The following is a 19,402-nucleotide window of genomic DNA, read 5'->3' as shown; positions in this document are numbered from 1 at the left end:
AACGATGGGTCAGAAGACCGTCTATTATTACCACGCGCTCAGTTCGCCATGGGCCTATCTTGGCTGGCCGCAATTCAAGGCGTTGATTGAAAAGCATGACCTTGACGTCGTTGTACGCCCTACACGGATCGTGCCCGAAAATGGCGGCGTGCCGTTGCGCACCCGCCCACAGCCGCGCCAGGATTACCACGCTGTCGAACTTGACCGCTGGCGCAAGCGGCTGAATATGCCATTGGTGCTGAAGCCGAAATATTACCCCACCAACAACGAATTTTCCGCTCGCATGGTCATTGCCGCCACGACACTCGGCCTGCCCGCACTGGAGCTGAGCCATGGTCTTTTGCGCGCACTCTGGAGCGAGGAACAGGACGTGACCCAGCCCGAAGTGCGCATTGCGGTTGCCGATGCGCTCGGCTTCGATGGAAAGGCGCTTCAGGCCATGGAAGAGGCGCCTGAAGTCATTCAGGCCTGGCATGACAGCAGCGACGAAGCGAAACGACGCGGTGTCTTCGGTACGCCCACCTGGATCTATAACGACGTTCTTTATTGGGGACAGGATCGCTTGAACTTCCTTGATGAAGCACTTTCGGAAAGCTGACAACACCATGACCATTCAACCGACAGTCGATGTGATCGATACCGTTCTGGGACTGGAGAGATTTCCCGATGTCCTGAAATTGCGTGAGCAGCGCGCAAAGATGAAACATCTGACCCAGACAAGCTATATCGCCGCAATTTACCCCACGGAGCCGCGGAATTTCGCCTATGGTTTGCGGGCCGCCTTGGCCGCCCGCATCGCCGGTCTGTGGAAATCGGCTGAGCTGCACGCCCACTATGTCGATCTCTTGAAACAGGAAACGCCGGAGCTTCAGTCCATTGCCGATCCGGCCTTCACGCCTGATGGCGGCGACACACGCCTTGCCACCATTCTCACCCATGTGGATCTGGTGACATTGTCGCCCAAGGAAGCGACCCGCGCCAATATCGAAAAGCTGCAAGCTGCGGGGCTTGATGATGCCGATATCGTCACGCTGGCAGGCATCATCGCCTTCGTCAATTATCAGGTGCTGGTCGTGGCCGGTCTCAAGATGCTGAGGGATAACTGAAATGTCGCAACCCGTCCATGAATTCACCCTCGATGCCCTCGACTGGCACCCTTACGTCAAACCCATCGATCTTGCCGAGGCAACGCCGGCGCAGCTTGGCGCGCTCAATGTGACGCCGTCGAACACCAAGGTTTCAGCCTATGTGCTGGTTTTGGCAAACGACGCGGAAATCCTCAATGAGCGTACACCGCTGTTCAACGACATCATGTACAGCGAAGGTGGCCTGTCGCGCGGCGGGCGTGAGATTGGCGCGCTTGCAGCCTCCTTCGTGAACAAGTGCATCTACTGCGCCGCCGTCCACGCCAATCGCTACATCCAGCTTGAAAAGCGCCCTGAAGTCGTTGGCGAAATCTACGAAAAGGGGCTCGATGCGGATTTGCCGGAGTTTGAACAGGCGCTGTTCAATTTCGGCGTTGATATGACTGCGCATCCCGACAATGTCGGTGTCTACCAGTTTTATCATCTGCGCGAGCACGGGCTTGATGATCTCGAAATCCTCGACCTCATTCATTCCGTCGCGATCTTCGGATGGGCGAACCGTCTGATGCATACGCTCGGTGAGCCGCATCGGAAGGATTGAGTGACAAAGCCCTCCCCGCATGCCAACGCCACGGTCCGGCCTTTCGACATCAGCCATCGCGATGTCCTGAGGATCGCCATTCCGATGATGATCGCCTATCTCTCGACCCCGCTTGTCAGCCTCGTGGCGACGGGCGTGATCGGACAATTGGGCGATGAAACATTGATTGGCGGCGTGGCATTGGCTGCGGTGATATTTGACGTCATCTTCGTGTCGTTCAATTTTCTGCGCGCCGCGACCGCCGGTTTCACGGCGCAGGCCATTGGTGCGGCTGATCCGCGCGAAGAACAGCGTATGCTGGCGAGTGGCCTGGCCATTGCACTGGCCGGCGGCCTTCTTCTTCTTGTGCTGCAAAAGCCGATTGGCGAACTTGGGCTGGCAGCGATGGGAGCCGATGGCCCCATCGCCAGCGCGGCCTCGACCTATTTCTACTGGCGCATCTGGTCTGCGCCGTTCGTCCTGTTCAATTTTGTGGTGTTCGGCTGGATTATCGGACGTGGCGAAGCATTGTGGGGCATGGTTCTGCAGACATTGCTCAATGGTCTGAATGCAGCGCTCGCCTTTTATTGGGTGATGGTGGCGGGATGGGGGCTGGAAGGCGTTGCCGTTGCATCGCTGGTTGCCGAGGCCGTTACCGCGCTGGTCGGGTTTTATCTCATCGTCAGGAAAACCGATGCTGCCGCCTGGACCCTGCCCGATCTCGCGGCCTTCCGCCGAGCCTTTTCGGTCAATGGCGATATGATGATCCGCTCATTCGCATTGCTGATCGGCCTGTCATTCTTTACGCGCCAAAGCGGAATGCTGGGCATCGAGATCCTTGCGGCCAACACCATTCTGCTGCGGTTTTATTTCTTTGGCGTGGCGTTCCTCGACGGGGTGGCAACGGCTGCCGAACAGCTGGCGGGACGTGCAGTCGGTGCCCGTTATCGCCCGGCTTTCGACCAAACCGTGCGGCTGACGACGCTGTGGGGTTTTGTCTTTGCAGTGCTGGTCTCGCTCACATTTTATCTGGCTGGTCACTGGGTCATCGATATTACCTCGCCGACACAAGCCGTCTCTGGTCTCGCCGACAGATACTTGCCCTGGGTGGTTGCCCTGCCCGTCTTCGGGATCATCGCTTATCAGATGGATGGCGTTTACATCGGCGCGACCTGGTCAAAACAGATGCGCAATCTCATGGTGGGATCGCTGCTATTCTATTTCGCTGCCTGGGCCATTTTACAGCCGCTTTTTGGCAATGACGGCCTTTGGATTTCAATGGTCCTGTTCCAGAGCGCGCGCAGCGTTGCATTCCGCCTCATGCTCCCCAGACTGGCTGATCGAACATTCGCTCTTTAAGCGTCGCGTGTTTTGTGCCGTCTCTGCCCGCCGTCTCTCACGCGAAGAATGGCCAGTAGGGCAGGGGATGCGCAAGATTGGTCGTTGCAAACGGCCATCTGATCACCGAATTCAGTTTTCAACCGTTTGTCGCGAAAGCCTTCGATCAGCTGCTTTGACTGCGGCTTGTCCTTGTCGATCATCTGTTCCCCGCGGGGAACAAGGGTTGCTTTCGCACCATGAGGCCAAAAGTTCCCCGCGGGGAACCACCTTCATTGTCGACGGATATGAAACGATCTGTGAATCAAGCCGTTAGGCGCCAAAACACCCTCTTTGCGCAATTTGCCGCTATCTGCGAATCGATATAGGTTCCGTAACTACGCTAAAACCAAAAACTATCGATTTTTTGCGAAACAACACACCGGTTAAAGGTTTGTTAACCATGCAGGCGCTTAGTTGGATGAAAGAGATGAGGAAAGAATCGTGAACCGACATCTAAGCAGCCTGGATTTTATGCAGGAGTTTTCCAGCAAGCTGGAGCTTGCGCTGCAAAATCTATCGATCGCCCAATATCCGCCAGACGCAAGACGAGAGATGAGGAAGTTCTCTTCATCTGAGGTCGCCTCACTGCTCGACGTGTCTGAGGCATACATTCGACAGATCGTCATGAAAGACAAGGGGCCGTCGCCGGAGATTACCTCCAATGGTCGGCGCATGTATTCGCTGGAGCAAATTCTTGAGTTGAGAATGGCGCTGGCCGAGAAGGGCCGGAAAAAATGGATGAACCCACGCCGCACGGGCGATGAGGAATGCCAGATCATTGCCGTGACGAATTTCAAGGGCGGATCGAGCAAAACATCAACCACCATTCACCTCGGCCATTATCTGGCGTTGAAGGGTTACCGCGTGTTGGCGGTGGATCTCGATCCACAGGCATCGCTGACGAGCCTGCATGGCAACCTTCCGGATTTTGACCCCAGACAAGACGATACGCTGTATGCGGCAATTCGGTTTGACGAGCCACGTCCGACCGCTGAATTGATCCACAAGACACATATTCCCGGATTTGATGTTATCTGCGCCGGCCTTGAGCTGACGGAGTTTGAAACGGCTGTTGCGCTTGAAATGCGTAACAATGGAGGAACAAGCTTCCTGTTGCGGGTTTCGCAGGCACTTGAGCAGGTGGCAGGGGACTATGATGTCATCCTGATGGATTCAGCGCCGTCGCTGAACTTCCTGACACTGTCGTCGCTGACCGCAGCCACCGGCGTGATCATCCCGGTTCCGGCCCATATGCTGGATGTGGATTCAACCGGCAAGTTCCTGGAACTGGCAGGGTCCTACATGCAGATCCTGAGCGACATGGGTGCTGCGTCGCGTTGGGACTTTGCCAAGTTTATCGTCACCAAATTCGAACCCAATGACCATCCGCAGGCAAATATGACCGCGTTGATGCGCCAGGTGTTTGGCGAAGATCTGCTTTTGAACATGGTGATGAAATCGGCCGCCGTTGCTGACGCGCTGACGTGGAAGCAAAGTCTCTACGAGGTACAGCGGTCGCGTTTTTCCGCACCAAAGACCTACGACCGGGCGATGGAATCGCTCAATGCCGCCAATGATGAAATCGAAAAACTCCTTTGGACTGCATGGGGGCGTGAATGAGCAGAAAAGATTCCCGCGGTTTGTTTGCAAACGTCCTGGCGCAGCAAGCGGCCTCCGCCCCACAGAGCACCAAAACCGCATCTCCGCACCTGATGAAGGTCGCGGCCGGAGTGCGCCAGATACAGGAGAGGGGAGAGGCCCTCGACAAGCTGCTGGCTGAAGGCGACAGGATCGTTGAGGTCGATGCCGATGATGTTGCCCCGTCGTCACTGCAGGACCGTTTTGACGGTTCCTATTCCGACGCGGCCATCGATGAAATCGTACAGTCGATGACGGAGCGTGGACAAATCGTGCCGGGCATGGTGCGCCCGACAAAATCCGGCTCCAAGCCCTATCAAATCGTGTTCGGTCGTCGCCGTTTGGCCGCAGCCAAGCGGCTTGGCGTTAAGTTCCGCGCGATTGTGCGTGAGCTGACCGATGAACAGGCCGTTGTTTTTCAGGGTGAAGAAAACACCAACCGGAACGATCTGTCCTATATTGAAAAATGCGTTTTCGCGCAGCTGCAGGAGCAGGCCGGTTACGGCAGGGATACGATCATTGCATCTCTGGCCACTGGTAAATCTCACGTGTCCGAGATGTTGCGCGTCGCAGCCACGATACCGCGCGACACACTGACACTTATTGGTCGCTCACCTGACATTGGCCGGCGTCGCTGGATGGAGTTCAGTGAGTTGTGGGCTGCAAGAAACGACGCATGGGATGTCGTGCGCGAGGCGCTGCACAACACCGGTGTCAATGACAGCGAGCGATTTGCCGTGGCATTGACCGCCCTCAAATCGGCAAATGTTTCAACACGCAGCCAAAGTGCGTCAGACCGGCATGAGATTTCGGCAAACGGACTTGTGTTGGCAACCATCGATCATGCAAAGGCAGGAGCCAAGCTGAACTTTACCAAAGCGGTTTCCAGGGAGTTCGTTGAATTCCTGGGCGACCGCCTGCCTGCGCTGCATGCCGAGTACCAAGAACAGATCAAATCAGGCTTGAAAGGATAACAAGCAAAAGAAAAAGGCCCCCAAACGTTTCCGTCGTGGAAGCCCTTCTCATATCCTTAAGCAAGACAGAGAATCGCATTTTCACGAATCACAGTCAAGAGTCTTTGGCATCGTTTTGGTGAGCAGATTTCTTTTGCCTTTTAGAAGGTGAAACGAAAATGCAGATCGGAAATGTGACGACGCCCTTCGGGCGGCGGCCGATGTCGCTTGCGCTCGTGAAACGTCAACTCGATGTCAAAGAGGTCAAGGCTGGCAAGTCAGTTGAAAAATGGAAAGTCTTTCGCGACGTTGCGGAAGCCAGGGAGGAACTGGGCCTTCAGTCCAATAGCCTTGCCGTTTTGGATGCGCTGCTCAGCTTTTATCCTGACAACACGCTGAACCAGGACGCGCAACTGGTGGTCTTTCCATCGAATGCGCAGTTGATCCTGCGTGCGCATGGCATGGCGGGCGCTACGCTTCGTCGTCATCTGGCGATGCTGGTGGAAGCCGGCCTCATTCTGCGCAAGGACAGTGCCAACGGAAAACGTTATGCGCGTAAAAACAACCGGGGTGAGATTGAAAACGCCTTTGGTTTCGATCTGTCACCGCTGTTGGCTCGCTCTGAAGAGCTTGCACACATGGCACAACAGGTTGTTGCGGCGCGATCTGAATTCCGCAAGGCCAAGGAAAACCTCACAATCTGCCGGCGCGATGTTCGCAAGCTGATCTCTGCAGCGATCGAGGAGGGGGCTGATGGCGATTGGGCCGCTATTGAAGACGTCTATATCAGGCTTGTTGCGCGCATTCCCCGTTCACCATCCCTTGCAGACTTCGGCAATATCCTCGATGAAATGGAGCTTTTGCGCGAAGAGGTCCTTAATCAATTGGATCTCAAGACAAATTCAGATTTTAATAGCACCAATGATGCTCATATTGAGCAGCACAAACAGAATTCAAATCCCGACTCTATCCATGAACTTGAACCTCGCTCAGAAAAAGAGCAGGGCGCAAAGTCGGCGAAACCCAATCCACCAAGCAGTGAGACAGTTAGGGCATTTCCGCTTGGTGTTGTGCTGAAAGCCTGCCCACAGATCGCCGATTACGGGCCGGGTGGTTCCGTGGCGAGCTGGCGCGACCTGATGGCGGCCGCCGTGGTTGTCAGATCGATGCTTGGCGTCAGCCCGTCCGCCTATCAGGACGCCTGCGACATCATGGGGCCGGAAAACTCGGCCATTGCGATTGCGTGTATTCTGGAAAGGGCAGGGCACATCTCGTCGGCCGGCGGTTATCTGCGTGATCTCACCAGACGAACGGAACGCGGCGAGTTTTCGCTTGGGCCGATGGTCATGGCGCTGTTGCGCACCAACGGTCATACGACGGTGAGGGCGGTGTGAGATACGCGCTGAGATCGCTTGGGGCACCTGGTGCAAGCGGCATCGGACCTCGCGCTTCCATCGCATCGGCACTAGCGTGCGGTGGATGAGGGACGTGTGACGAGCCAAGCTGAACCGGTGCAATGGCAGCTTGCACTTCGCTGCAAGATTTGCCGTCAGGTTGTTGTGGTGGCGTTTCTCGGCTAATGGCCCGAAACATTGCATCTGTATTGTGTGGCTATGGGGTGACCATGATAGTTCAAATAATTTTGCCTGTCGTTCTGGCTGCGATTATGTTTTCGCTCGGACTTGGACTGCGTTTCGCTGACTTCTGGCGGATCGCGACACAGCCCAGAGCCTTTGCAGTTGGCGCTTTCAATCAAATGGTGATCGTTCCGCTCGTGGCTTTCTGTATTGCCATGGTGTTCGCCCTGCCAGCAGAACTGGCCCTCGGTGTCATGATCCTCGCGGCCTGCCCAGGGGGGATTCTGTCCAACTCGGCCTGTCGATATGCCGAGGGCGGTATTGCCAAGTTGTTTGAGCTTGGGAGTAACGGTCCGGATGAGGACAAATCAGGCGGTCATTTCAGCAGTGTAGTCTGCCCACAGGCAGAATGCGTCAGCCCTCGCGTGGCGGTATGAAATGGCGGTGAGGTTGTAACGGCGTGGGCGGAAGATCGTGTTGATTTGGTCATGGGCTGACAGAAAACGTTGCGCCTGGCGAGGCGATTTGAAACGCCCCATGATCTTCGCGCGTTTCCGTGTCTGGCGATGCGAATTTTCAATTCTGTTGTTCAGGCCCTTGTGCGCCCGATGATCGGCACTCGGCGCGATGGCCTGTATCGGCTTGACGTAGCTGCCGAGCTTGTCCGTCACGACGACGCGCGGCTCGCCAAATTGCCTGACCAGCCTGGAGAAGAAGCGCCTGGCGGCCTTGGTGTTGCGACGTTGCTGAACCAGGATGTCGAGTACATCACCGTCAGCATCGATTGCCCGCCAGAGCCAGAATTTCTTGCCGCCGATCACAATGACAGCCTCATCCATGTGCCACTTGTCATTCGGCGTTGGCCGGCCCCGGCGAATGCAGCTGGCAAAATGGCGGCCAAAGCGATTGATCCACAGTCGAACAGTTTCTCGGCTGACGATCACGCCGCGCTCCGCGAGCAGGTCTTCCACATCGGCCGTGCTCAAAGCAAACCGGTGATAAGCCCAAACCGCGTATGCCACGATCTCACGTGGAAAACGAAAACCCTTCAACCGGGGAAAAGCGCTCGGCAATTTCATCGCGCCTCGATACCTGAGACGCATGCCTCAAACAACTTGGCAATACCCTTCAGATACCGGTGGCTCCTGCCGGCAAGGCTAACTGGCTGCGCAGGAGTGCTTCGGCGCTTTTCCAGAAATTCTTGACGAGTTTGCTCTGGCTCCCGAGATGACGATAGAGGCGGATCTCCAGATCCATCGTCCAGTCTGTCGTGGCTGATGCGTTCACAAGCAGACCTGCATCCAGCTCCGCCTGAATGAGGCTCTGCGGCAGCCAACATAAACCCGCCCCGGTGAGGGCAACGGTCTTCAGGCCCGCGCTGATCGCATTTTCATGAACCTGCCGTCGGAGAAATTGCGGGCGTTCCGCAAAGAGACGACCGAGCGCAACACCAAAGAACGAACTGAAGCCGTAGCTGAGATAGGGCACGGAAATGCCCTCTTTCACGGCCCGGTCAAGAAGGCTTTCTCCGGGCACCCAACGATCGCGCTGCAACCTGACCTCGGGCGCGACAACGGGCATAAGCCGGTCGCTGCCGACCGACAGATAGTCAAAGCGTTCCCGATCCAGATGGAAAGGAACACGGGGATGGGCGTAGGTCAGGAAGAAATCCGCTTCGCCATCGACCAAGGTCGCAAGATTGGCCTCAATGCCACCCCGATCGGGAATGAGACTGATGCGGATATCGGGCATCTCCTGTTCCAGGAGCTGCAGCCATGCCGGCACGAACGTCACTGTCAGGGTGTGAAGCGCGGCAAACCGGGCCATGCCGGACTCCGAGGTTGGCCGCAAGGCTTCCTGTGCCGCATAGAGCGCCCTGATGGTGTCGCGCGCCAGAGGCAGGAAGTTGCGGCCGGCCGGCGTCAGTTCCGCCGGCATCGTTCCGCGATTGATCAGCGGCGCTCCGAGCCAGACTTCCAACTGCTTGATTCTCCGGCTGAATGCCGGCTGTGTGACGTTTCGCAACTCCGCCGATCGCGAAAAACTGGAGGTATCCGCAAGCGTCACGAAATCCTCCAACCACTTCAATTCCATTGCATATCACTCCGGGCCGCGAAGGAGAGTTTTGACGGCGATGACACTACATAACATTTTGATTTAGCGACGTTATGCATTTTTTGCATGATTTTCTGTTTAAACCGAATTGGCCAAGCCCGCCATCGCACTCCAAAGTCGCCGCCAACCAAAGAGTTGCAGGACCGGAGTTGGGAATTGAGCAGGATTGTATATTGCGCAGGTCAGTTCGTGCAGGAGGATCAGGCTCATGTCAGCCTGTTCGATCGCGGCTTTCTTTTCGGGGATGGCGTATACGAAGTGACGGCGGTCATTGGCGGCAGGCTGATCGATAACGACCTGCATCTCGCCCGTTTAAAGAGATCGCTGGGGGAACTTGCGATCCCCATGCCGGCTTCTCTCGAGCAGATAGAGTTTCTGCAGCAAGACCTGATTGCGAAGAACGGCCTGACCGAGGGCACCGTCTACCTTCAGGCCACGCGTGGCCAAGCCGATCGCGACTTTCTCTACCCCGACGGAATGCAAACGACACTCGTCGGCTTTACCCAGGCAAAAAAGCTTCTCGGCACCAAGGCGCAGGAAGACGGGATCGCCGTGGCCCTCGCCCCGGATCCCCGCTGGGCACGTCGCGACATCAAGACGGTCATGCTTCTCGGCCAGGTGCTGGCAAAGCGCGACGCCCGCGCGGCGGGGTTTGCCGACGTCTGGCTGACGCAGGAGGACCACATCACCGAGGGGGCCTCCTCCACCGCCTACATCGTCACCGGAGACAACCGGATCCTGACGCGCGGCAATTCCCGGATGATCCTGCCGGGCTGCACTCGGCAAGCTCTTCTGAGGCTGTGCAATCAGCATGGCCTGACTTTCGAGGAACGCAGTTTCACGCAGGCCGAAGCCGAAGGCGCAGTCGAAGCCTTCCAGACATCCGCATCCAGCCTCGTCACTCCGGTCATACGGATAGGAGACGTGGTGATCGGCGACGGAAATCCGGGGCCGCTGACGCGCCTGTTGCAATCCTATTACCTCGAAGCCGCAGGAGTGACCAAAGCAACATCCCACTGAACTTCAAAGACCAACAACAACCAGAAAACCAACAGAGGAAGAACGTATGAAACACAAATTCAAATTCATGGGCGTCGCGCTCGGCGCACTGACGGCATTCGGGGCACCTGCCCTTGCAACCGAGGGCTATGGCGACTGCAAGCTGTTCGGCAAGCAGGGAACGGAAAAGACCGAGACCGCAGTTCCCGGCCAGTTCACTGTCATCATCAACCTGCCCGCCGTCGGCGAATTCAACGGCGATACGCCGGAGAGCATCACCAGCGGCCGGGAATTCTGCATGGCGGTGAACATTGCTTACCGCCTAGGCATCGATAAGGTCGTGCTGAAGAACGCTTCGTTCGATTCCATCGTTGCAGGACAGAACAAGGACTTCGACATCGCGCTTGCGCTTATCTCGGTCACGGAACCGCGCAAGAAGGTCGTCGACTTTTCGACACCCTACGCTCATGGAGCCTTCGGCCTTGCGACCCGCAGCGATGCCTCCATCGATGAAGCCGGCGTGAAGACGGCGAAGCTCGGCACCCAGGCCGGCACGATCATGGTGCAGTGGGCGCAGGACACCCTGCCCGAGACGAAGCTCTCGGTATTCGACGATACCGGCGCCATGTTCACCGCGCTTGCGGCCGGCAACGTCGATGTCGTCATGACCGACCTTTCCGTCGTACTGGGCCAGGTCTCCAATTCCGGTGGAAAGCTCAAGGTCGTGGGCCAGTATCCGAGCGGTCGCGATACCGCCGGTATCTACCCGAAGGGATCCGTGGAAAAGCCCGTCATCGACAAGATCATCGCCGACATGGATAAAGAAGGAACGCTGAAGGCGCTGGAGACTGAATATCTCGCTCCCGCCTGGGGCGGTCTGACGCCCGAAGGTGTTCCTGTCTGGAAAAACTGATCCAATGAATGAAACTCTCGTCTCCGAGACGAAAAGCGAAACCGGGCACGCGACACAGCGTGCCCGGAGTGCCGCACGGACCTATAGCACCCGTTCCGGGCTGACGTTCCTGGCCGCCGCCGCTACTTTCGTCATCGTCGCCGTCTCGGCGCAGCATCTGGGCAGCTACGCCGTAACGCAAGGCGTATCCCGGATCACCGCCGCGGTCCCGGGTGTCGTCGTGGCGATTGCCTCGGCCCTGGTGCTCCTGACGGCGGGCCGCGCTTTCGCGCGGTCCATCATGGCCTCTCGCAGCACCGACCTTCATGCCGCGCGCGCACTGGGTGCCGATGCCTCGCTTGGGTCGTGGAGAGCCCTGTCCTGGACAGGCGCTTTGTTGATCGTCACGGCGCTGGCCTGGTTCATGGCGGTCAACGACGCCGCCGTCAGCCGCACTTTCTTCGACCTCGCATTGATTCAGAGTTCCGCCGGCAAGGTGATCTGGGCCTTCGGCACGAACGTCACCATATTCGTCGTCTCGGCGGTCCTGATATTGATCTGGTCCCTGCTGGTGGCCATCGCCCGCACGCTGCCCGGCGAGGCAGGTCGCCCGCTTCGCTTCCTGGCAATCGCCTATGGCGATCTGTTCCGGGGCCTGCCGGCAATCATCACGATCTATCTGATCGGCTTCGGCCTGCCGCTGACGGATCTGCCGATCCTTTCGGATCTTTCCTCGACGTCCTACGCCATCATAGCGCTGACCCTGACCTATGGCGCCTACACGTCTGAAGTCTATCGCGCCGGCATCGAGGGCATACATCACAGCCAGGTCGCGGCTGCCCGCTCGCTTGGCCTCAGCCACGCAAAGACCATGCGCTATGTGGTGGTTCCGCTTGCGATCAGGAACATCATTCCGCCATTGATGAACAATTGCATCAGCCTTCAGAAGGATACGGCTCTGGTGGCGATCATCGGCACGATCGATGCGTTCAACCAGTCGAAGATCATCGCCGCGAACAACTTCAACCTCTCCGCGGTCACCACCGTCGCGATCCTCTTCATCGTCATCACAATCCCGCAGGCACGACTGGTCGACAGATTGATTGATCGCGACCGTCGCCGTATGCGGGCAGGGGGCTGAAACTCATGGCAATTCTGGAAATCGATCATGTAACCAAGCACTACGGGACATTCGAGGTCATCTCGGATCTCTCGCTCAGTGTCGAGGAACATGAAGTGATCTGCCTGATCGGCCCTTCCGGCTGCGGGAAATCGACGCTGTTGCGTTGCATGAACCGTCTCGAGGAGATTTCCTCGGGCGAGATCCGCATCCATGGCGACCGGATCACGGGACCGGGCGTCGACCTCGATCGCCTGCGGCGCGACATCGGGATCGTGTTTCAGGGGTACAACCTGTTCCCGCATATGACGGTACTCGAGAACACCATACTGGCTCCGACGAAGGTGCTGGGAATGCCACGGCGCGAAGCCGAGGAAAAGGCAATGGCCTTTCTCAGCCGCATCGGCCTGGCGCACAAGTCGGGGGATTATCCGGACCGGTTGTCGGGAGGACAGCAACAGCGGGTCGCAATCGTCAGGGCACTGATGATGAACCCGATGGTTCTTCTTCTCGACGAGATCACATCCGCCCTGGACCCGGAACTGGTGTCGGAAGTACTGGACATCGTGCGCGACCTTGCGGAACGGGGCATGACTATGCTTCTGGCCACCCATGAGATGGGCTTTGCCCGCGAGGTGGCCAACCGGATCTGCTTCCTCCAGTCCGGCAAGGTTTATGAGCAGGGGCCGCCATCGGAAATTTTCGGCAACCCGCAGGGCGAGCGCACACAGGCTTTCCTGCGCAGTCTGAAAAAGGCCGGACGGCTATAAAGGAAGGACGTCACATGACGACAGCGCGCCAGCTGGGCTTGTGGGCGGAAGGCAAGAACAGTCTCCCGCCGGGTGAACACAACGCGATCACGGACGTGCCCGGTGTCCGGGTTGGGCATCGAACGCTTTCTGGTGACGGATTGGCGACCGGGGTGACGGCCGTCATCCCGCATGCCGGCGATCTGTTTCGCCAGAAGGTGCGGGCCGCTGTCGAGGTGATCAACGGCTTTGGCAAATCCGCCGGGCTTGTGCAGATCGCGGAATTGGGAACCATCGAAACCCCGATCCTGCTTACCAACACATTCGGTGTCGCGGCATGCACCGAGGCCCTGATCCGCCGCGCCATTGCCGACAATCCCGCAATCGGCCGCGAGACTTCGACGGTCAATCCCGTGGTTTGCGAATGCAATGACGGTACGATCAACGATATACAGGCGCTTGCGGTGACGCCGGACGACGCGTTTGCCGCTCTGGCGGCGGCCGCCTCCGGCCATGTCGAACAGGGTTCCGTCGGGGCGGGTCGCGGCATGACGGCCTTCGGTTTCAAGGGCGGAATAGGCAGCGCCTCACGACGCATGCATATCGCTGCCAAGGATTTCACGCTTGGTGCGCTGGTTCTGGCAAATTTCGGACGGGCCGGCGATCTGGTCCTGCCTAACGGACGTCGCCCCGATCCGGGTAGTGTGAGCCACGCCGAAAAAGGATCGGTGATCGTCGTTCTGGCAACGGATCTCCCCCTTGGCGATCGCCAGCTCCAACGGGTCGCCCGTCGCGCCGGAGCGGGACTTGCAAGACTTGGCGCCTTCTGGGGGCATGGTTCCGGAGACATCATTCTGGCATTCACCACTGCGGATCAGATAGCCCACGACGCACCAGCCTTCCGGTCGATGACCTGCATTGACGATAACCTGATCGATATCCCGTTCCGGGCTACCGTCGAAGCGACACAGGAGGCTGTCCTGAATGCCCTGTGTGCCGCGCCGCGGGAGACCGGCCGGACAGGAAAGCATTATCCGTCGCTGGCGGACTGGGCCAAGGAGAACGCATTGTGAAGATCTTTCTGTCTGCCGACATCGAGGGTACCGCCGGGATCGCCCATTGGGACGAAGCCGAGCGAACCCATGCCGATTATGCAGAGTTCCGCAGCCTGATGACCGCCGAAGTCGTTGCCGCCTGCGAGGGCGCCCGTGCCGCCGGCGCGACCGAAGTCGTCATCAAGGATGCCCATGACAGCGGCCGGAACCTGATCCTGGATCGCCTGCCGGACTATGCGCGTATCATGCGGGGATGGTCTGGCCATCCCGACGGGATGATGTTCGGCCTCGGCCCGGATTTTGCCGCGGCCATCTATACGGGCTATCACGCCAAGTCCGGATCGGAAGCCAATCCGCTGGCCCATACGACAACCCTGCGCATATCGCGGCTTCTCCTGAACGGCGAGGTGGCTTCCGAGTTCACATTCAACGCTCTCTGCGCCGCGGGCTACGGTGTTCCTTCGGTTTTCCTGTCCGGTGATGCCGAGATATGCGAGGACGCGCGTCAACTGGCGCCGGGCTTGCACACGGTATCGACAATCGAGGGCTTTGGACGTGCCTCTCTCTCGATCACACCGAGCCGTGCCTGTTCGGCCATCCGGGAAGGGGTAGCCGCCGCATTGTCCGCCATGCAGCCGGCATCCGTCCCGCCATTGGAAGGGCCGTTCGAAATCGCCATCGAGTTCTCGAACCCGACGGACGCCTGGCGGGCCGCATGGTATCCGGGTGCCGAGGCGCAAGGCTCCAGAACGGTGGTGTTCAAGTCGCAGGATTTCTTCGAGATCCAGAGAGCATTGCGATTTCTGACAGCATAACGAAGGACTTCATCGAAGCGATACACTTCGTCGGTGCGTCGGTCCCGACGCTGGAGGGGCTTGTCGCAAACCTCTTAGAAGGCTGAGACTACACAGCACACTGTGGTATTTTCACGCTTTGTTAACCTTTTGAAGCCCGAGGAGGCGCGCGAGCAGATCATTCTGATCGTTGACGGTCCACTCCCCGGAAAAGCCAAAGCCTTTCCGCAGCCACAGCATCGCCTCGAACCCGGCGATTGTTCGACGCGCGGTTTTGAAAGATTGGAATCCGCCGATTCTCGGCATGTTCTTCTTCACGCGGAAATGGTCACTTTCGATGCCTTGCTGGAGATGCTTGGTGACATAATGAACGGGATCAGGCTGAAGCAGCCCATCGCCAACCGATGTTTTAATCGCGGATGGGAACGTATTGGCGCCATCGGTGCCGATCTTCCCCGGCGAGAGCAGCGGCTCATCTTTAAGCATTTTACGGAAGAAGCGCTTAGCAGCATTCAGATCGCGCTTTGCGGTGAGTAGGAAGTCGATCGGGTTTCCGTATTTGTCGACAGCGCGGTACAGGTATCGCCACTTGCCGCGAATTTTGACGTAGGTCTCGTCAATCCTGGCTGAGCCACAATGCAGTCGGCGAAACTGGCGCAGCCGTTTCTCGATGACAGGCGCATAGGCAAGGACCCAGCGGTTGATCGTGCTGTGGTCCACTTCGAAGCCGCGCTCGCGGAAAATCTCTTCCAGGTCGCGATAGCTCAGCGGATAGCGCAGATACCATGTCACCGCCTGAAGGATGAGCCACGCCTCGAAATGCCGCCCTTTGAAATCATCTTTCGATTGGCGCTTCAGCTTTTCGGCAATCGCATTCAGAATCATGGCTACGCTCCGCTACATCGGGAGCGGAATTTCCCCAAGCTTGGTGAACAGCCCGTTAAACGCAGAAAATTGCGACAAGCCCTTGTCTCGAACATCGTCTATGGATCTCCGTCGCGAGCGTGCTCTCGATCAGGGCGTGTGCTTCACGGAGCATCATGATTGCACTGGAAAATCGCCGTCGTTGGGCAAGCCTCGCGTGAATCAATGGCCAGATATCGTTGTCGACAATTAACCGATGCGCAATGTGCCTGCCTTATCGAACAGACCGATCCGTTAGGGGAGGCATCGAATGCGCGTCGTTGATTTTTTCTGTGGTGCCGGCGGAATGAGCTGCGGGCTTTACCAGGCCGGCATGAAGCCGGTCGCGGGTTTTGACATCTCGGAGGCTGCTCTGGCGGTTTACGCTCAAAACCTGTGGGTCGATCATGGCCGGATGGGTAGCATCTCGGATTTTGCAAAGATCGTGCCCCAACTGCTCCGGCTGAAGCCGACCCTGATTGCCGGCGGGCCGCCATGCCAGGATTTTTCGGCGGCAGGCCAGCGCACGGAGGGAGAGCGAGCCGATCGGACCCGCGATTTCGCCTACGCGATCGCTCTGGTCCAACCTGAATGGTTCATCTTCGAAAACGTCAAGGAGGCACCGGATTCGAACTCCTACCGCGATGCCCGGATTGTGTGGAAGGCGCATGGCTACGGGCTGACGGAAGTCCAGCTCGACGCCTCCCATTACGGTGTCCCGCAGAGACGCAGAAGGTTCTTCTGTATCGGCCGCAAGCACGAGGTCGACGGCTTTCTCGAACAGGATATTCTCGCCGCCGCATCAGCAAGACCGATGACGCTAAAGGATGCATTCGGCGATCGGGTCGCCGATGCCATCTATGTCTATCCGCGCAGCCTCGAGCGCCGGCGGCTGTGGGAAACGTCAGAACCCGGTCCGACGGTGCGCAGCACCTATGCTCGCGGCAAGCCGAGGCACTACAAGGGACATCCGAAGGACGCCGCGGGTGAAGTGACCTATCTCGACCGCCAGATGGTTGCCGATATTCAGGGGTTCCCGCCGGAATGGGACTGGTCGGGCCAGAAGGCGGCGGACGTCAACCTGATGATCGCCAATGCGGTTCCACCGCCGCTTGCCAGGGCGCTCGGGCAGGTGATCATGGCCCGCCACGACGGCAAAAGCGTGCCGCCGATGGCGGAAGGTTTTCCGGAATATCTTGCTGCGCAGGGTCTGGAGGATGCTTCGGTTCGCAACGTCGTGTCACGCCTCAAGCGGGCGCGCAATCTGCTGAACGGCCGAGACTATGCCGACATCGAGCTTGCGGTCAGGGAGATCGAGAAGGCGCCGGGATTTGAACGACTGGGCACCAAACAGCGGAGCGACCTTCGTTCCGCCCTCAGGCTCTATGCCGAATTTACCCGCAAGCCCGACGGGCCAAGGGAAAGCCCAAGAGCGATGTGGACGCGCGTGCGTATGGAGAAACGCACCCTTTCTCCGGCCGGTTATATGGCTCGGATCAGACCCAGCCATCTGCCGCATGCCCGCAAGATCACGTTAGACGGCGGCTCCGGCTGGCGGTCTGCTGATATCGATCACGACGATGACGCCTTACGAGAACGGGAAGATAGCTGAACCGCTCCTAAGGCTGCAGGCAGCGTCCGCATGGATCGACATCGCCGACGGCGTAGTCATCAAGCAGCCGCCTCTACCGGCTTTCGATGCATTCGATTCAAAACCATGAAGTAATGGGGGGAGGGGGATCCGCCTACTGCAGTTTGTGACCGGCACCTGTGACGTCGCTGACCTTCGCGAGATCCGATCGCCGCGTCATCCGGCGCATGAGTTCAGTATTGGCCTCGCGCTTGTCGAAGCCCTGATCGACCAACAGCTTCTGGGCGCCCATGACAATATCCCGCAGCGTGAAGCGATCCTGTTCGTCGCCATGCAGGTCAGCCGTGAGGAAGGCGGCGACAGAGGCCGCGACCGCACGATCGATCACCGATGCTTCCGGCCGGCCTGCAATCCGGCGTCGCTCACGCCACCGCTCGGTGCGAAGGCGGTTCCGCTCGTTGGTCGGATTTTTCGGTCTGGGCATGGGGATTTCTCCGTTTGATCGCCTCCGATGGCATCACTACGGGACGCAAGTCACAAACAACGCCCCGTCACTACCCAAAATAATTTGCAGCAAATCGAGATGAGTTGCCGGGAAGTGTTCACGCCCTTCCCGCAAGTGCTGCCACAGGCCCGCAAGGCTCATCCTTCCGCCTCTCCACTGCCACCACGATCAGCATGCTCAGTTCGCGGCGACGCCGTGACGAAGGCGCGGAACGCGGCAGCCTCCCTGTCGATCAGATCGGTAAAGTTACGCGGTACCGACGAATGCGGAGGATGCCCGTCCATAAGCGCCTTGTTGACCGCCCAGACCCAGACCTGAATGGTGGCCAGGTTCTCGAAAGCTGGCGGCTGCAACCTGGCAAGCAACAGGCTTTTTTCGACCTCGGGCGGCAATCCGAACCAGAAGCTGTATTCATCGGCGGCCTCACTCAGCTCCTCGTCCGAGGGCATCGACGTTCTGAGGGCGACCTCGGCCCCGGTCCGGCTGACCCGGATGCACAGCCGGCCACCCTGCGGATCGGATGCCGGAACTTCGAGAGCCTCGACCTGTCGGGGTAATTCGCTGGCGATGCGGGTTCCAAAGACAAAGACGACGTCGGCAATCGCGCTGGCCAGGTGGTGAATTTTCTCGGGCGATCGGGTGGCGGTTGCTGTCCGCGGCATGGATGGCTCCTGTTCTGTGAGGGAATAATGCGAATTTGGCGCGACCGAATACGAAACTCGGTCAGGCTGCTGCGGAATTCGAAGCCGGCACTGCGGGATTGCCGGTGACGGGAGATGTTTCCTCGGCAACCTCCGAGCACGTCGCTTTCTGGACGATCTGCAAGACCGGATCTTCGTCACCAAGCTCCCAATCGCTACCTTCAAGGACATGGCGAACCATCGTCCCGGCGCCGTCGATGACCCCGGCATATTCCAGCCGCAAACCAAAGTAATAAGCTTTCTCGACCGCGTGGGCGACATGCGTCGTCTCTGTGGCAAACAGGGAAGGGGCGGTGAGGATCGACACCTCTGTCAGGAGGTTATCAAGATACCCCAGCAATTGCGGGCGGATTTCCAGGATCGCTTCGCTCAGGTCCAGACCATCGCTAGGCTTTTCGAGAGCCAGCTCGAATGCTTCCCGGATCCCGAGTTCGCGGCGATGCCAGACATCTCTGTCATAGAGATGCTGCCGCTCGAGATGATCGAGCCAGATGTCGGACTCACTATCGTCACCCCATGCATGAACGCAGGTGCCATCGCATCTGTTGGTAAACTCCCGCCATGACTGGCAGGTGAGTTCCTCCTCAGCGATTTCGAGAGAGTTGTCGGGGTTTTCCTCTTTCCTTTGCGCGATGAAGGCAACCGCTTCGTCATATTCAAGCGCACGCGCAACCGGGTGATAGTCGTTGGAATTCTGAATCTTATAGAGCATCTTCTACCCTTTCAGGCTGATGGAAATCCGAGAGCGGGGCAGGCATGCCGCGC

General features: G+C 58.3%; 22 protein-coding genes. 15 read left to right on the top strand and 7 right to left on the bottom strand.

Features of this window, described 5'->3' with window-relative positions; translation table 11 throughout:
- Window positions 1–4 precede the first annotated feature (4 nt).
- The 4 genes from AGR2A_RS27480 to AGR2A_RS27465 are packed head-to-tail and all read left to right on the top strand — an operon-like array spanning window position 5 to window position 3,024.
- Complete coding sequence (locus tag AGR2A_RS27480) at window positions 5–598, top strand: 2-hydroxychromene-2-carboxylate isomerase (RefSeq protein WP_080823753.1); 594 nt, start codon at window positions 5–7, stop codon at window positions 596–598.
- Between the two features lie 7 nt (window positions 599–605).
- Window positions 606–1,106, top strand: a complete 501-nt coding sequence (locus tag AGR2A_RS27475) for a CMD domain-containing protein (protein WP_080823751.1) — start codon at window positions 606–608, stop codon at window positions 1,104–1,106.
- A gap of 1 nt (window position 1,107) precedes the next feature.
- Window positions 1,108–1,686 (top strand): peroxidase-related enzyme, encoded by a 579-nt coding sequence (locus tag AGR2A_RS27470; protein ID WP_080823749.1) that lies wholly within the window; start codon window positions 1,108–1,110, stop codon window positions 1,684–1,686.
- Window positions 1,687–3,024, top strand: a complete 1,338-nt coding sequence (locus AGR2A_RS27465) for an MATE family efflux transporter (RefSeq protein ID WP_286079607.1) — start codon at window positions 1,687–1,689, stop codon at window positions 3,022–3,024.
- Here AGR2A_RS27465 and AGR2A_RS27460 read toward each other — a convergent pair.
- Window positions 3,021–3,206: a hypothetical protein gene (locus AGR2A_RS27460; RefSeq protein ID WP_080823747.1), complete on the bottom strand. Its 186-nt coding sequence runs from the start codon at window positions 3,204–3,206 to the stop codon at window positions 3,021–3,023. The genes AGR2A_RS27465 and AGR2A_RS27460 overlap by 4 nt on opposite strands.
- 280 nt (window positions 3,207–3,486) lie before the next feature.
- Here AGR2A_RS27460 and repA point away from each other — a divergent pair, with 280 nt between their 5' ends.
- The 4 genes from repA (at window position 3,487) to AGR2A_RS30425 (ending at window position 7,650) form a co-directional block, all read left to right on the top strand.
- Window positions 3,487–4,665: a plasmid partitioning protein RepA gene (repA, locus tag AGR2A_RS27455; protein WP_080823856.1), complete on the top strand. Its 1,179-nt coding sequence runs from the start codon at window positions 3,487–3,489 to the stop codon at window positions 4,663–4,665.
- The gene (gene repB / locus AGR2A_RS27450; RefSeq protein WP_080823745.1) at window positions 4,662–5,657 is read left to right on the top strand and encodes a plasmid partitioning protein RepB; all 996 of its coding nucleotides are present in this window, start codon (window positions 4,662–4,664) and stop codon (window positions 5,655–5,657) included. Before repA ends, repB begins: the two co-directional genes overlap by 4 nt.
- Window positions 5,658–5,815: 158 nt before the next feature.
- Complete coding sequence (gene repC / locus AGR2A_RS27445) at window positions 5,816–7,030, top strand: plasmid replication protein RepC (protein ID WP_080823744.1); 1,215 nt, start codon at window positions 5,816–5,818, stop codon at window positions 7,028–7,030.
- A 122-nt stretch (window positions 7,031–7,152) separates the two neighbouring features.
- Complete coding sequence (locus tag AGR2A_RS30425) at window positions 7,153–7,650, top strand: bile acid:sodium symporter family protein (protein WP_080823742.1); 498 nt, start codon at window positions 7,153–7,155, stop codon at window positions 7,648–7,650.
- Here AGR2A_RS30425 and AGR2A_RS27435 read toward each other — a convergent pair.
- Together AGR2A_RS27435 and AGR2A_RS27430 are read right to left on the bottom strand one after the other, a co-directional pair.
- Entirely contained in the window at window positions 7,582–8,292 is a 711-nt protein-coding gene (locus AGR2A_RS27435; protein WP_080823741.1) for an IS6 family transposase, read from the bottom strand. The two genes, AGR2A_RS30425 and AGR2A_RS27435, sit on opposite strands and share 69 nt — an antisense overlap.
- A gap of 49 nt (window positions 8,293–8,341) precedes the next feature.
- Entirely contained in the window at window positions 8,342–9,307 is a 966-nt protein-coding gene (locus AGR2A_RS27430) for a LysR family transcriptional regulator (RefSeq protein WP_080823739.1), read from the bottom strand.
- 177 nt (window positions 9,308–9,484) lie between these two features.
- Here AGR2A_RS27430 and AGR2A_RS27425 point away from each other — a divergent pair, with 177 nt between their 5' ends.
- Genes AGR2A_RS27425 through AGR2A_RS27400 form a run of 6 tightly spaced genes read left to right on the top strand, consistent with a single transcriptional unit; the run spans window position 9,485 to window position 14,958 of the window.
- The gene (locus AGR2A_RS27425; protein ID WP_080823738.1) at window positions 9,485–10,348 is read left to right on the top strand and encodes a D-amino-acid transaminase; all 864 of its coding nucleotides are present in this window, start codon (window positions 9,485–9,487) and stop codon (window positions 10,346–10,348) included.
- Window positions 10,349–10,394: 46 nt separating this feature from the next.
- Window positions 10,395–11,240 carry an ABC transporter substrate-binding protein gene (locus AGR2A_RS27420; RefSeq protein ID WP_080823736.1) on the top strand — a complete coding sequence of 282 codons (846 nt, stop codon included), beginning with the start codon at window positions 10,395–10,397 and terminating at the stop codon, window positions 11,238–11,240.
- A 4-nt stretch (window positions 11,241–11,244) separates the two neighbouring features.
- Window positions 11,245–12,360: an amino acid ABC transporter permease gene (locus AGR2A_RS27415; RefSeq protein ID WP_080823734.1), complete on the top strand. Its 1,116-nt coding sequence runs from the start codon at window positions 11,245–11,247 to the stop codon at window positions 12,358–12,360.
- Window positions 12,361–12,365: 5 nt separating this feature from the next.
- On the top strand, window positions 12,366–13,109 hold the full coding sequence (locus AGR2A_RS27410) for an amino acid ABC transporter ATP-binding protein (protein ID WP_080823733.1): 744 nt from the start codon (window positions 12,366–12,368) through the stop codon (window positions 13,107–13,109).
- Between the two features lie 14 nt (window positions 13,110–13,123).
- On the top strand, window positions 13,124–14,161 hold the full coding sequence (locus tag AGR2A_RS27405; RefSeq protein WP_080823731.1) for a P1 family peptidase: 1,038 nt from the start codon (window positions 13,124–13,126) through the stop codon (window positions 14,159–14,161).
- The gene (locus tag AGR2A_RS27400; RefSeq protein ID WP_080823729.1) at window positions 14,158–14,958 is read left to right on the top strand and encodes a M55 family metallopeptidase; all 801 of its coding nucleotides are present in this window, start codon (window positions 14,158–14,160) and stop codon (window positions 14,956–14,958) included. The genes AGR2A_RS27405 and AGR2A_RS27400 overlap by 4 nt, the downstream gene beginning before the upstream one ends.
- A gap of 111 nt (window positions 14,959–15,069) precedes the next feature.
- On the opposite strand, the gene AGR2A_RS27395 is transcribed toward AGR2A_RS27400, so the two are convergent.
- Window positions 15,070–15,822: an IS6 family transposase gene (locus tag AGR2A_RS27395; protein WP_080823728.1), complete on the bottom strand. Its 753-nt coding sequence runs from the start codon at window positions 15,820–15,822 to the stop codon at window positions 15,070–15,072.
- Between the two features lie 289 nt (window positions 15,823–16,111).
- Here AGR2A_RS27395 and AGR2A_RS27390 point away from each other — a divergent pair, with 289 nt between their 5' ends.
- Window positions 16,112–17,452, top strand: a complete 1,341-nt coding sequence (locus AGR2A_RS27390) for a DNA cytosine methyltransferase (RefSeq protein WP_080823726.1) — start codon at window positions 16,112–16,114, stop codon at window positions 17,450–17,452.
- Between the two features lie 133 nt (window positions 17,453–17,585).
- On the opposite strand, the gene AGR2A_RS27385 is transcribed toward AGR2A_RS27390, so the two are convergent.
- The 3 genes from AGR2A_RS27385 to AGR2A_RS27375 all read right to left on the bottom strand — a co-directional run bounded on the left by AGR2A_RS27385 (window position 17,586) and on the right by AGR2A_RS27375 (window position 19,349).
- On the bottom strand, window positions 17,586–17,915 hold the full coding sequence (locus AGR2A_RS27385) for a hypothetical protein (protein ID WP_080823725.1): 330 nt from the start codon (window positions 17,913–17,915) through the stop codon (window positions 17,586–17,588).
- Window positions 17,916–18,073: 158 nt separating this feature from the next.
- Window positions 18,074–18,598, bottom strand: coding sequence for a hypothetical protein (locus AGR2A_RS27380; RefSeq protein WP_080823724.1), 525 nt, complete (start codon window positions 18,596–18,598; stop codon window positions 18,074–18,076).
- 61 nt (window positions 18,599–18,659) lie between these two features.
- Window positions 18,660–19,349, bottom strand: coding sequence for a hypothetical protein (locus tag AGR2A_RS27375; RefSeq protein WP_080823722.1), 690 nt, complete (start codon window positions 19,347–19,349; stop codon window positions 18,660–18,662).
- Window positions 19,350–19,402: the final 53 nt, after the last annotated feature.

Origin of the sequence: Agrobacterium genomosp. 2 str. CFBP 5494 (assembly GCF_900013495.1) — a bacterium.
GTDB classification, from domain to species: Bacteria; Pseudomonadota; Alphaproteobacteria; order Rhizobiales; family Rhizobiaceae; genus Agrobacterium; species Agrobacterium pusense.
This window is presented reverse-complemented; position numbering and strand designations above follow the sequence as displayed.